Origin of the sequence: Sporosarcina jiandibaonis (assembly GCF_013184495.1) — a bacterium.
Taxonomy (GTDB): Bacteria; Bacillota; Bacilli; order Bacillales_A; family Planococcaceae; genus Sporosarcina; species Sporosarcina jiandibaonis.
The window spans coordinates 1-11,517 of record NZ_JAAOIY010000014.1 but is presented as its reverse complement, the minus strand read 5'-3'; the positions used below and the strand labels follow the sequence as shown (position 1 = coordinate 11,517).

10 protein-coding genes, 15 tRNA genes and 2 rRNA genes are annotated in these 11,517 nt (G+C 42.4%); 20 read left to right on the top strand and 7 right to left on the bottom strand.

The window, feature by feature from the left end; genetic code table 11:
• The 17 genes from G8782_RS18230 to G8782_RS18150 all read left to right on the top strand — a co-directional run.
• A 23S ribosomal RNA gene (locus G8782_RS18230) occupies window positions 1–157 on the top strand; the annotation flags it as partial.
• A gap of 146 nt (window positions 158–303) precedes the next feature.
• Window positions 304–419, top strand: a 5S ribosomal RNA gene (gene rrf, locus G8782_RS18225).
• Window positions 420–471: 52 nt separating this feature from the next.
• Window positions 472–546 (top strand) — tRNA-Asn (locus G8782_RS18220).
• Window positions 547–549: 3 nt separating this feature from the next.
• A tRNA-Ser gene (locus G8782_RS18215) sits at window positions 550–641 on the top strand.
• 45 nt (window positions 642–686) lie between these two features.
• Window positions 687–758: transfer RNA gene (locus tag G8782_RS18210), tRNA-Glu, on the top strand.
• A 140-nt stretch (window positions 759–898) separates the two neighbouring features.
• Window positions 899–974 (top strand) — tRNA-Val (locus tag G8782_RS18205).
• Window positions 975–1,007: 33 nt separating this feature from the next.
• A tRNA-Met gene (locus G8782_RS18200) sits at window positions 1,008–1,082 on the top strand.
• Between the two features lie 3 nt (window positions 1,083–1,085).
• Window positions 1,086–1,161 (top strand) — tRNA-Asp (locus tag G8782_RS18195).
• A gap of 34 nt (window positions 1,162–1,195) precedes the next feature.
• A tRNA-Phe gene (locus tag G8782_RS18190) sits at window positions 1,196–1,271 on the top strand.
• A gap of 20 nt (window positions 1,272–1,291) precedes the next feature.
• Window positions 1,292–1,376, top strand: a tRNA-Tyr gene (locus G8782_RS18185).
• A 23-nt stretch (window positions 1,377–1,399) separates the two neighbouring features.
• A tRNA-Trp gene (locus G8782_RS18180) sits at window positions 1,400–1,470 on the top strand.
• Window positions 1,471–1,498: 28 nt separating this feature from the next.
• Window positions 1,499–1,574, top strand: a tRNA-His gene (locus G8782_RS18175).
• 23 nt (window positions 1,575–1,597) lie between these two features.
• Window positions 1,598–1,670: transfer RNA gene (locus tag G8782_RS18170), tRNA-His, on the top strand.
• 11 nt (window positions 1,671–1,681) lie between these two features.
• Window positions 1,682–1,753, top strand: a tRNA-Gln gene (locus tag G8782_RS18165).
• 4 nt (window positions 1,754–1,757) lie between these two features.
• Window positions 1,758–1,832, top strand: a tRNA-Gly gene (locus tag G8782_RS18160).
• Between the two features lie 10 nt (window positions 1,833–1,842).
• A tRNA-Cys gene (locus G8782_RS18155) sits at window positions 1,843–1,916 on the top strand.
• 40 nt (window positions 1,917–1,956) lie between these two features.
• Window positions 1,957–2,037: transfer RNA gene (locus G8782_RS18150), tRNA-Leu, on the top strand.
• 217 nt (window positions 2,038–2,254) lie between these two features.
• On the opposite strand, the gene G8782_RS18145 is transcribed toward G8782_RS18150, so the two are convergent.
• Window positions 2,255–2,950: a B3/B4 domain-containing protein gene (locus G8782_RS18145; protein WP_172373893.1), complete on the bottom strand. Its 696-nt coding sequence runs from the start codon at window positions 2,948–2,950 to the stop codon at window positions 2,255–2,257.
• Window positions 2,951–3,007: 57 nt separating this feature from the next.
• On the opposite strand from G8782_RS18145, the gene queG reads away from it, so the two are divergent.
• Complete coding sequence (gene queG / locus G8782_RS18140; RefSeq protein WP_172373892.1) at window positions 3,008–4,156, top strand: tRNA epoxyqueuosine(34) reductase QueG; 1,149 nt, start codon at window positions 3,008–3,010, stop codon at window positions 4,154–4,156.
• A 12-nt stretch (window positions 4,157–4,168) separates the two neighbouring features.
• A complete protein-coding gene (gene trmL, locus G8782_RS18135; protein ID WP_172373891.1) occupies window positions 4,169–4,642 on the top strand; it encodes a tRNA (uridine(34)/cytosine(34)/5-carboxymethylaminomethyluridine(34)-2'-O)-methyltransferase TrmL in 474 nt (157 codons plus the stop codon).
• A gap of 256 nt (window positions 4,643–4,898) precedes the next feature.
• Here trmL and G8782_RS18130 read toward each other — a convergent pair whose 3' ends face one another.
• Window positions 4,899–6,200 carry an NCS2 family permease gene (locus tag G8782_RS18130; RefSeq protein WP_172373890.1) on the bottom strand — a complete coding sequence of 434 codons (1,302 nt, stop codon included), beginning with the start codon at window positions 6,198–6,200 and terminating at the stop codon, window positions 4,899–4,901.
• A 197-nt stretch (window positions 6,201–6,397) separates the two neighbouring features.
• Here G8782_RS18130 and G8782_RS18125 point away from each other — a divergent pair, with 197 nt between their 5' ends.
• Window positions 6,398–7,177 (top strand): aldo/keto reductase, encoded by a 780-nt coding sequence (locus tag G8782_RS18125; protein WP_172373894.1) that lies wholly within the window; start codon window positions 6,398–6,400, stop codon window positions 7,175–7,177.
• Window positions 7,178–7,217: 40 nt separating this feature from the next.
• Here G8782_RS18125 and G8782_RS18120 read toward each other — a convergent pair whose 3' ends face one another.
• The 5 genes from G8782_RS18120 to G8782_RS18100 form a co-directional block, all read right to left on the bottom strand.
• Entirely contained in the window at window positions 7,218–8,054 is an 837-nt protein-coding gene (locus G8782_RS18120) for an RluA family pseudouridine synthase (RefSeq protein ID WP_172373889.1), read from the bottom strand.
• A 24-nt stretch (window positions 8,055–8,078) separates the two neighbouring features.
• Window positions 8,079–8,549: a thioredoxin family protein gene (locus G8782_RS18115; protein ID WP_172373887.1), complete on the bottom strand. Its 471-nt coding sequence runs from the start codon at window positions 8,547–8,549 to the stop codon at window positions 8,079–8,081.
• A 1-nt stretch (window position 8,550) separates the two neighbouring features.
• Window positions 8,551–8,976 carry a disulfide oxidoreductase gene (locus G8782_RS18110; protein WP_172373885.1) on the bottom strand — a complete coding sequence of 142 codons (426 nt, stop codon included), beginning with the start codon at window positions 8,974–8,976 and terminating at the stop codon, window positions 8,551–8,553.
• A gap of 216 nt (window positions 8,977–9,192) precedes the next feature.
• Window positions 9,193–10,263: a ribosome small subunit-dependent GTPase A gene (rsgA, locus tag G8782_RS18105; protein WP_425505506.1), complete on the bottom strand. Its 1,071-nt coding sequence runs from the start codon at window positions 10,261–10,263 to the stop codon at window positions 9,193–9,195.
• A gap of 222 nt (window positions 10,264–10,485) precedes the next feature.
• Window positions 10,486–11,358: a cation diffusion facilitator family transporter gene (locus tag G8782_RS18100; protein ID WP_172373881.1), complete on the bottom strand. Its 873-nt coding sequence runs from the start codon at window positions 11,356–11,358 to the stop codon at window positions 10,486–10,488.
• Window positions 11,359–11,517 lie beyond the last annotated feature (159 nt).

Sequence of the window (11,517 nt, the reverse complement as noted above, 5' to 3'; positions counted from 1 at the left end):
TGCTGAAAGCATCTAAGCATGAAGCCCCCTTCAAGATGAGATTTCCCATTACGCAAGTAAGTAAGATCCCTCAGAGAAGATGAGGTTGATAGGTCCGGGGTGTAAGTGCGGCGACGTACGCAGCTGACGGATACTAATTGATCGAGGACTTAACCTATTTAGTTAAAAGGGTTTGATTGACCCTGATTTGTGAACAATAATGTACATTTTATCCGGTTTTGAGCGAATAAAGTTAAAAAACTTTAAAAAAGGCTTGAAATATTTTACAGACTTGATATAATAAGTCTTGTCGTGTGAAAAGAGTCTAGTGACGATAGCGAAGAGGTCACACCCGTTCCCATACCGAACACGGAAGTTAAGCTCTTCAGCGCCGATGGTAGTTGGGGGCTTCCCCCTGCAAGAGTAGGACGTTGCTAGGCTGCAGTTTTGCAATGTAATTAGTGCATAACGATAAAAAATGACTAGTATTATTCCGCAGTAGCTCAGTGGTAGAGCAATCGGCTGTTAACCGATCGGTCGTAGGTTCGAATCCTACCTGCGGAGCCAATTGGAGAGCTGTCCGAGTGGCCGAAGGAGCACGATTGGAAATCGTGTAGGCGGTTTGCGCTGTCTCAAGGGTTCAAATCCCTTGCTCTCCGCCAGTTTATACCATATATAAGGCTCTTGGTTTCAAGTATTATTATCACGGCCCCTTGGTCAAGCGGTTAAGACACCGCCCTTTCACGGCGGTATCACGGGTTCGAATCCCGTAGGGGTCATTAAAGTAATTTGAACGCGAAGTGCGCGTTCAAATTACTACCTTAAATCACTGATCAAAACAAAGTTTTGATAGTGAGGCATATTTTTGAGGAATTTATCGAAAATAGCACTTGCCGGAAAAAGGTTCCAACATTCCAACGGAGGATTAGCTCAGCTGGGAGAGCACCTGCCTTACAAGCAGGGGGTCGGCGGTTCGAGCCCGTCATCCTCCACCATATGATTTTTGTAAGTTAATCTAATAATATTGTCGCGGGGTGGAGCAGTGGTAGCTCGTCGGGCTCATAATCCGAAGGTCACAGGTTCAAATCCTGTCCCCGCAACCAAATGGTCCCGTGGTGTAGCGGTTAACATGCCTGCCTGTCACGCAGGAGATCGCGGGTTCGATTCCCGTCGGGACCGCCAGTTATATTTTAAAACAGCAACACATATTTTGTATGGCTCAGTAGCTCAGTCGGTAGAGCAAAGGACTGAAAATCCTTGTGTCGGCGGTTCGATTCCGTCCTGAGCCACCATTTTTAAGTTTATTCATATTGGTGGGGTAGCGAAGTGGCTAAACGCGGCGGACTGTAAATCCGCTCCCTCAGGGTTCGGCGGTTCGAATCCGTCCCCCACCACCATTTTTCATCAAGTATTTATTTTTAGGGGTATAGTTTAATGGTAGAATCAAGGTCTCCAAAACCTTTGGTGTGGGTTCGAATCCTACTACCCCTGTTATTTTTAAAGCAAACCTATCATAATGGCGGTTGTGGCGAAGTGGTTAACGCATCGGATTGTGGTTCCGACACTCGGGGGTTCGATTCCCCTCAGCCGCCCCATTTAAGTAATAGCTACCATTATGGCGGTTGTGGCGAAGTGGTTAACGCATCGGATTGTGGTTCCGACATTCGGGGGTTCGATTCCCCTCAGCCGCCCTTTTTATTTTTGGGGTATAGCCAAGCGGTAAGGCAACGGACTTTGACTCCGTTATTCGTTGGTTCGAATCCAGCTACCCCAGTTTTGCGGAAGTAGTTCAGCGGTAGAATACGACCTTGCCAAGGTCGGGGTCGCGGGTTCGAATCCCGTCTTCCGCTCCAATATTATACTGGCGGCATAGCCAAGCGGTAAGGCACGGGTCTGCAACACCCTTACCACCGGTTCGATTCCGGTTGCCGCCTCCAATTTGATTTTTTTTACTTAATAACTATATATCTTTTCTTCGCCCGAGTGGTGGAATGGCAGACACGTCGCACTCAAAATGCGATGCCGCGAGGCGTGCCGGTTCAAGTCCGGCCTCGGGTATTAAGAAGAAAAAGACACAACTTCGGTTGTGTCTTTTTTGATTGTTATAAAGATTTATGAGGAAATTTATCGTGAGCCGTGGGAGAGGGTTGCTGAAGGTGAAAATAGATACTAAGAGAGCAAGAAATCGCCTCTAACCATCAAATGCGTTAGAAGCGATTTTTAAGGTCTTGGGACCAGGCAGACGCTGTTGAGGGTTGGGGTCCCAGTCTTTTCACTATTCTTCTATTGTAATCGAAGGTTGATCTTCATGTAATACAAAAGCCTGAACATCACCGCCACTAATCTCCGTAAACATTTTACCAGATGCGGTTGTTAATTGGAGCGCTTCGGTTGAATCCATTGACGGACGAAGGAAGAAGACGTGAAGAGCATTGGTCGTCTCTTCTGTTACCGCAGTACGGGCAGAATCGATGTAGGGGCTGCCAAAGGGACCTTCATCGTCCGACAAGACTAAAATGTTCTCTAGAGAATTAAAACGACCATTTAGTCCATCGTATCCGCTGTCTTTGTTACCGATGGTCAGTGTGACATTCCCGATAATCTTATCGGCGTCGTAAATACCGACCGGGATTTCGTATTGCAATGAGAAAAAATTATTTAAATCAACCGCAGAGTGAAATGAACTCAAATAGTTTTGTTTTGCGATTCTACGCATAAGCGCTTCGGTGGAATGGCGATGCCTACTTGGATTGGCGCCGAATGATTTCCAGACTTCGCGCCATTCCTTAATGCCTGGAAAATCGGTCACTGGTTTGTCGTCAAGGTCGAAGAAAAGAAGTTCTTGAAATAATTGTAAGCGACCTTTTAGCATTTGAGGAGATTCTGCGACGGTAATTTTGGTATAATGGTTAAGGCCCAATTTAAAGGCAGGTACGATTTCCAAAACTGCAGGATCTAAATTTAACTTCAATGTCATCACCCTTTATTTAAATATATATTAATTTTACCATAGAGGAGGTGTTTTCAAATGAATACACTCGAATTACAACAAGAAGTAATAAATTATGCCAATTCAATCGGCATCGATAAAATTGGTTTTACGACAGCAGCACCGTTTCGCGAATTAAAAAATCGTTTAGTTCGTCAACAGGAGCTCGGTTATCAATCGGGTTTTGAGGAGAAAGATATAGATAAACGGACGGAACCTGCACTTCTCTTAGACCAGGCCGAGAGCATAATTTCTATAGCTATCGCTTACCCATCCCGGATGGAAAACTCGCCTAGAGGAAAAAAAGGTGGACGCCGAGGCATTTTTTGTCGTGCTTCATGGGGAACGGATTACCATATTGTTCTTCGTGAAAGGTTAAAATTGCTTGAGGATTTCATCATTGAACATGTGCCATCCGCGAAGCTCCGTTCAATGGTTGATACAGGAGAACTGGTTGACAGGGCAGTCGCCGAGCGTGCAGGTATCGGCTGGTCTGCAAAAAACTGTTCAATTATAACTCCGGAGTTCGGTTCTTATGTTTATCTCGGGGAAATGATCACGAATATTCCATTTGCACCGGATCAGCCAATGGAAGACGAGTGCGGGGAGTGTACACTATGTCTTGATGCTTGTCCGACAGGTGCTCTTATCCAAGGAGGACAACTTGATGCAAAACGTTGTATTGCTTTTCTTACACAAACGAAAACACCGATTCCAGAAGAGTTCCGTGCTAAGATAGGCAATCGTGTATATGGCTGTGATACTTGCCAAACAGTTTGTCCTAAGAACCGGAAAAAACACAACTTGCATCAACGGGCTTTTCATCCCGATCCAGAACTAGCGAAACCGCTTTTACAACCAATCCTTCGCTTATCAAATCGCCAGTTTAAAGAGAGATTTGGAAATGTAGCTGGTTCTTGGCGCGGTAAAAACCCTATTCAAAGAAATGCCGTTATTGCACTGGCACACTTCAAAGAAGAAGCATCTGTCCCTGAGCTTATCGACATGTTGTTAAATGATCAACGGCCGATGATGCGCGGAACGATTGCCTGGGCATTAGGCGAAATCGGAACGGAGAAAAGTTACGAGGGTATTCGCCAGGCGCTTGAAAAAGAAGAAGATCCGTCTGTAATCGAAGAACTGCAAAAAGCGATTGCAAAAAGAAAGATTGAAAATCCACAAAGTTAAGGAAGTGCTGAAATGGCAATACATGTCGCATTATTTGAACCAGCTATCCCGGCAAATACGGGAAATATCGCAAGGACTTGTGCTGGAACCGGAGCTAAGCTTCATTTAATCAAACCGCTCGGGTTTTCGACAGAGGATAAAATGTTGAAAAGAGCGGGGTTAGACTACTGGAGTCATGTGGATGTAACTTACCATGATGGAATTTATGAGATGTTTGATCAGTATCCAGAGGCGCAATTTTACTTCATTACGAAGTTTGGAAAAAAGCCGTATACATCCTTTGATTACTCGGAAACTTCAGCGGATATATTCTTTGTTTTTGGCAAAGAAACGACTGGATTGCCCGAAGAAATTATTAGAGAAAATGAAGAGCGCTGCCTTCGCATTCCAATGAATGATCATATTCGAGCACTTAATTTATCGAACACGGCGGCTATATTAGTTTATGAAGCATTGCGACAACAATCATTTCCAAATTTACATTAAAAAAATGGGACCGCCAATATGGCGAGTCCCATTTATTCATGTAGGCTGGTGGCCTTTTTTAGATTTTTGTTTCGTACCAGGCTTGTCCTCGTATCCACCTGTAAGAATTGCAGATAGGAATGCAAAGCACACACCTAAAACTAAAATAAGTTTCATTATGAATACCTCCTGTAAACTCATTTGTATCTATTTTAAAGTATACCCTATATTATCGAAAATTGAAATCCCCACCAAAAATAATCTTATATCACCATACTTAATGTGGCAAAAATAGTAACTGATACAAAAACAGGACTGCAAAAATATATAAAAGAACTGGAACTTCTCTCCACTTTCCTTTGACAACTTTTAGTAACGGATAAGAAATGAATCCAAGCGCAATCCCAGTTGCGATGCTCGATGTCAGCGGCATTGTCAATATGATTAGAAATGCAGGAAAGGCTTCGTCAAATGAATCCCAGTCAATTTCTTTAACAACGCTTATCATCAAGCTCCCGACAATAATTAATGCAGGCGCAGTAATTGCGGACACACCCGATAAAGTGCTAACTAAAGGTCCGAAGAATGCTGCAACCAAAAATAAAATTCCAACGGTTAATGTTGTCAAACCGGTACGACCACCTACAGCTACACCAGATGAGGATTCAATGTAAGCGGAGGTAGGACTTGTTCCGAACATAGCTCCAACAGAAGTCGCAACGGAGTCAGCGAGCAGGGCGTGACGTGCACGCGGCAATGTGTTTCCTCTCATAAGGCCAGCTTGCTTGGCAACGCCGATCATTGTTCCAGTTGTATCAAACAGTGTGACAATTAAAAACGCGAACACGACACCGTAAAGACCGTGGGAAATGACATCATTTATTGCAGTAACAGGGTTCCAGACAAGAATGCCTTCGGGTAATGAAGGTATATCCCACAAGCCACCTGTAAATTTTAGTTGACCTGTAAAGACGGCTAAAATTCCTGTCAAGATCATACCAATAAAGATTGAACCATAGACATTTAACGTCATTAGAACGACAGTGACCATCAGACCAAACAATGCCAATAATACCGGGGGAGAAGTGAGATCTCCTAATTGCACCAGATTTGTTTCGTGGCTGGTGACAATCTTGGAAAGTTTTAATCCAATAAAAGCAATGAATAAACCAATTCCGGCAGTGATGCCATGCTTCAAATTTTCAGGTATGGACTTAATAAGTTTTTCCCGAAAAGGTGTTAAAGATAAGATAACGAATAAAATACCGGCAATAAAAACAGCGGAGAATGCGGTCATATAATCTAAATTTCCATTTGAAGCCAGGACTACAGAAGTGAAATAAGCATTCAAACCCATGCCGGGTGCTATCGCAATTGGGTAATTAGCGAACAGTGCCATCCATAGCGTACCGACTGCTGCAGAGATAATTGTCGCGAGAAACACTTGGTCGAAGGGGACGCCTGCATCTGCGAGTATTATCGGGTTGACTATAATTATATATGCCATCGTTAAAAAAGTTGTCATACCGGCAACGATTTCAGTTTTGACAGTTGTTTTTTGATCTTTTAAGTGGAACACAATAATTCTCCTTTCAAAACACGAACGATTTTAAGTCCGTTATCAATAGTATTCGTTTTTTGCTGTAATTTCAAGTGAAAATGTAATTCATAGTCAAAAAGATTTCCCGCTTGTATAATTAAAGGCGTATAAATAAAGGGGAGGGATGTCTAGTGAATGTCTACAACGATACAAAATTACTTGCAAACGGGGTTGAAATGCCGCGACTGGGACTTGGCGTTTATAAAATGGAAAATCCCGAAGAAACGGTTGAAGCAATTACCCATGCTATAAAAACAGGATATCGTGCAATTGACACGGCGGCTGTTTATGGAAATGAAAAGGAAACTGGAGAAGCGATTCGCCTTTCGGGTATTCCAAGGGAAGATTTATTTATCACATCTAAAGTTTGGAATACCGATCAAGGTTACGATGAAACATTGCGCGCATTTGAAGCTTCCTTGGAAAGGTTGGAACTCGATTATTTGGATTTGTATTTAACCCATTGGCCGGTGAAAGGTAGTTTTGTTGAAACGTATAAAGCGATTGAACGTTTATATGATGAAAAATTAATCCGTACAACTGGTGTTTCGAATCATCATATCCACCATTTAGAAAAAGTTTTTGCGAAAGCAAATATTCGTCCGATGGTCAATCAGGTTGAAGTTCATCCAAGATTGACACAAGAACCTTTACGACAATTTTGCGCTGAAAATAATATTGCAGTTACTTCTTGGTCGCCATTGGCAAGAGGCGGGGAGTTATTATACGATCCGAATCTAGAGAGCATAGGAATTAAATATGGGAAAACGTCTGCGCAGGTCATTATTCGTTGGCATTTACAAAGTGACTTAATCGTTATTCCCAAATCGGTCACACCGCAGCGAATCGATGAAAATATCGATGTTGCCGATTTCGAATTAACTGAAGAAGAAATGAATAAGATTAATGGACTAAACTTGAATGAGCGTGTTGGATCAAATCCAGAAGATTTTTAAGATAAGAAAATGCCTAGGAGAAAGCTCTCCCGGGCATTTTTTATTGTTCAATATTAATTTTTTCCTTAGTAAATGGATGGATGAACGATAATCCAGTTGCTGTTAATCGGAACTCGCCGTCGGTTGTTTGACTACCACCGTAAAGCGTGTCGCCAACTACGGGATGTCCAAGATGTGCGAGATGCACTCGGATTTGGTGTGTGCGTCCTGTTTCAAGCTCTGCTTCCACGATTGTTGAATCTGCTTTGCGTTCAATCACACGGAAATGCGTCACCGCTGATTGGCCGGAAAGCGAAACAATACGTTTTGCCGGGTGGTGACGATCTCGTCCGATTGGAAGTTTGATTGTCCCTTTTGGTCTTTTTAGTTGGCCGTCTACTTCCGCTTGATATATCCGAACGATTTCATTGCGCTCAATCACCCGATCAAATAGAGCCTTCGCAATCGCATGCTTAGCGATGAGTAATACACCGGAAGTTCCTTTATCGAGTCGATGGATATGCTCAGCGTACTCTCCGCCTTGATCGGCAACATAAGCCATGACAAAGTTCATCAAAGTGCCGTTTTGACCTGATCCATCGGGATGAGTTGTAATTCCTGCGCGTTTATTAACTGCAATAATATGTTCATCTTCGAACAGGATTTGTAGTTCCTTTTCTTCTGGAACATACGTAGAACGGGCATCGGGAACGGTGAAAGTTAATTCAGTTCCCGCGGCGAGAGGTGTGCGCCAATCAATTGGCTCACCGTCAGTTCCGGTTACACTTTTGGCCATTCGCATAAGGTGGACTGTCTTTTTTCCAGCTTGCCATTGTTCGCGGAGAAGACGTTCAATCGTCGAACCTTCTTCTGTGGTTGTATATTTAAATGAGCTCATAAAATTTCATCCTTCCAAAGTAACTCAATCTGATTCATATTCAGTGAAAAATGCACGAATATTTTCTGCTGGTTGAGCTCCGACCATTCTCCCGACTTCTTTTCCATCCCTAAAGTGAACAAGTGTAGGTGTCGATGTAATACCGTAAGAAGATGCTTGTGGATTGAACTCCAGTAAGTTGTACTGGTAAACAGTTACGTCCATCTCTTTTGCTATTGGCATAAGAACAGGTGTCATTTCTATGCAGTAAGAGCATTCAGGACTGAAAAAGTATGCTGTTACAGGATCACCTGAGTTTATCTTCTCGGCCAAATCGTCAGGCAAAATAATATTATTGTAGTTTTCATTGCCGATTAGGTTAACGGTTGATTGTTCTAGTTTGTCCGTGCCGTAAGGATTATCTTTCAGTTTTGTTTCATTCGATTTGTTGGATAGAACAACAATGAGAATAAAGATAGCGACGATGATGCCGCCGATGACTAATAACTTTTTCAATTTATTTCGTCTCCTTTTGCCATTTCATCATGAAAAGGCTTGTTATTGCGATGAGTAAAAATGCAATTAATGCGAGAAATGGAATTGTAATGAATCCCAAGTAATTGATATATTGGCCTGTGCATGGAACAAGTCCGCATGCAGGCGCGCTATCGCTTAGGAATGCGAGTTTTTGAATTCCATAATGATAGAGTGAAATACTTCCGCCGGTAAACGCAAAAACTGCTGTTGTTAATGCGATATTCGCGTTTTTTTGAAAAAGGCCAATACCTGCAATGAGTATGATAGGATACATCAAAATTCGCTGGTACCAGCAAAGTGTGCAAGGCTCAAATCCGCGTATTTGAGAGAAGTATAATGACCCCAAAGTGGCAACTAAAGATACGATTGTGATGAATATCAGCCCGTTTTCTAGCCGCTTTTGCATTTAATCAACCCCTACTTATATAATTACATCTTTGATTATAAAGTGAATGCTGAAGCAAGTAAATTATTCTTCACCGAGTATTGCTGGTTATATGCAAGGTGTGAAGAGGTTGTGTCATTGTTTTAATAGATGTCACGGGACACCCAATTGGACGGTCAGTATATAGAGAAAAGTGGAGAATCACTGCATTGTGATTCCCCACTTTTTTCGTTAGTTTTATTTATCTTTCTTTGATGGATGGTGTCGCATGCTTTTCGTGATTTTTTTCCACTTGTTTCTTTCTTCCACTTGGGCGGCGCGGTCCATTTTTCTTTCGAGGAACGCTAATTCTTTTTGCAGTTTCAAATAGCTGCTATATCGATCTTCGGCTAATTCTCCTGTGGAAAGCGCATCTTGAACGGCGCAGCCGGGTTCGTTGTTATGTTGGCAGTCATTGAATTTACATTGGTTTGATAAATCATTGATGTCTTTAAATCCCGAATCGAGGCTTTCATTATTATCCCATAATTGAAATTCCCTCATACCAGGCGTGTCAATTAGAATGCCGCCTGTCGGAATTTTGACGAGTTCACGGTGGGTAGTTGTATGTCGACCTTTGTCGTCGTCTTCACGAATGCCTTGTACGGCCATCATTTCACTTCCGAGAATTGCGTTTGTGAGTGACGACTTTCCAACACCTGATGAGCCTAAAAGAGCAGCCGTTTTATTGTTTTCTAGCAAAGCGGTTAGTTCATCGATTCCTTCGCCTGTCACATTACTTACCGCGAATATTTCTGCCCCTAGTGCGATGCTTTGTGCTTCTTCAATATAAAAGGATGGATTATCGCAGACGTCTTTTTTCGTCAAGACGATAACTGGAGTCGCACCGGAATCATATGCAGCTACAAGATATCGTTCAAGTCTTCTTGCATTGAAATCATTGTTCATCGACATGACAAGGAAGACGATATCGATATTGACGGCGATAATTTGTTCGGCAATTGTCATCCCGGCGACTTTTCTAGAAAAAAGGGATGTTCTTGGTAAAATCGTATGGATAATTCCGCGTTCTTCCCCGGGCATCTTCTCGACTGCCACCCAATCGCCGACAGCGGGGAAGTCTCGGCGCTCAGTAGCTTCGTATTGCATAGATCCAGAACATACGGATAACCATTCACCTTGAGTGGTGATTACGCGATACATTTTTTTATGTTCAAGCGTGACACGTCCTGGAACGCATTTTTCATTATTTATTTCTTCCCAATTTATTTCATGGGCATTATTCCAACCATATTCTTTTAGTGTAATCAATTATAATTCCTCCTGTTTTTTGCAAATGAAAACCGTGACATCCTGATTGGACGCCACGGTTCATTCGCAAAGTAACAGAAAAATGTTTAGGAAATAAACGTACCAGGCGAAGGTATGTGTCCAATCAAATCTTTTACAATAGGCATATTGAAAGTATTCATACGACTTCACCTCATTCCTTTATATTATTAATTATATTAGCGAGTTATGGAAGTAATGTCAATTTGTCAAATCAGGTTCAATATGAACGAGAATTACCGAATGCGGTTTCTTTGCGCCGATTTTCCGTTCAATTTCTTCGGTGATCCGGTGGCTTTGAACTACGTTGAGTTTTGGGTTCACCGTTACAGTAAGATCAACAAACATTAAATTGCCGTGCATGCGGCCTTTGATTTCCCTGAGTTTGATAACGCCATCCACACGACGAACTAATTGAGATAGTTTTTCCACGTCTTCTTCGTCAAAACCATCAGTCAGCGTATGGACGCTTGGGTAAAAAATCTTCCAAGCTGTGAGAATAACTAAAAGACCGATAATGAAAGCCGTTATTGAATCAATAATCGGGAATCCAATAACAGCGCCAAAAATTCCGATTGCCGTTCCAACACTGACAAGAGCATCCGAACGATTATCGTAGGCTGCTGCACGAACTGCTTCACTGCCGATTCTTTTTGAAAGGTTCAAGTTATATCGGTAAACCAAATACATCACGAGCGCACTTAAAATCGCGACGACTGCGGTCAGCATTGAAGGGGATGCTTTGACCGGATTGATGATTGATTTTCCTGCGCTTAGTAATATTTGAAAACCGACGAACGCCATAATGAATGCGGCGACAAGAGACGCAACTGTTTCAGCGCGCATATGACCATATTGGTGGTCGGCATCTGGCGGTTTTTGGGCAATCCGTAAACCGACTAAAATTGCGATGGATGCAATAATGTCGGTCGTATTATTCAGGCCATCGGCTTTTAATGCTTCTGAAGATCCGATATAACCAATAATTAATTTCACGGCACTTAGCAAGATGTATGTCCAAATACTGAGCCAAGCCCCTTTTTCGCCTTCTTTCAAATTAGAATAGAGTTCCATTTTGCAACCGCCTTCCGAATGAAAAAACGACTCTCATACGTGAACTGAACCCCGAAAAGCGGACACTTTAAAAAAGTACCCCTTTCGGGGTTTTTTCTATGGAAAAAACCCGCTATACTATACCTAACTTGAAGGAGCGGGATAATTTTATGAGTAAAA

What these genes read in the sequence shown, in the direction of transcription:
- queG (WP_172373892.1), top strand. Translation starts at nt 3,008, where the DNA reads ATGAATACACTCGAATTACAACAAGAAGTAATAAATTATGCCAATTCA.
- trmL (WP_172373891.1), top strand. Translation starts at nt 4,169, where the DNA reads ATGGCAATACATGTCGCATTATTTGAACCAGCTATCCCGGCAAATACG.
- G8782_RS18125 (WP_172373894.1), top strand. Translation starts at nt 6,398, where the DNA reads ATGCCGCGACTGGGACTTGGCGTTTATAAAATGGAAAATCCCGAAGAA.
- G8782_RS18120 (WP_172373889.1), bottom strand. Translation starts at nt 8,054, where the DNA reads ATGAGCTCATTTAAATATACAACCACAGAAGAAGGTTCGACGATTGAA.
- G8782_RS18110 (WP_172373885.1), bottom strand. Translation starts at nt 8,976, where the DNA reads ATGCAAAAGCGGCTAGAAAACGGGCTGATATTCATCACAATCGTATCT.
- G8782_RS18100 (WP_172373881.1), bottom strand. Translation starts at nt 11,358, where the DNA reads ATGGAACTCTATTCTAATTTGAAAGAAGGCGAAAAAGGGGCTTGGCTC.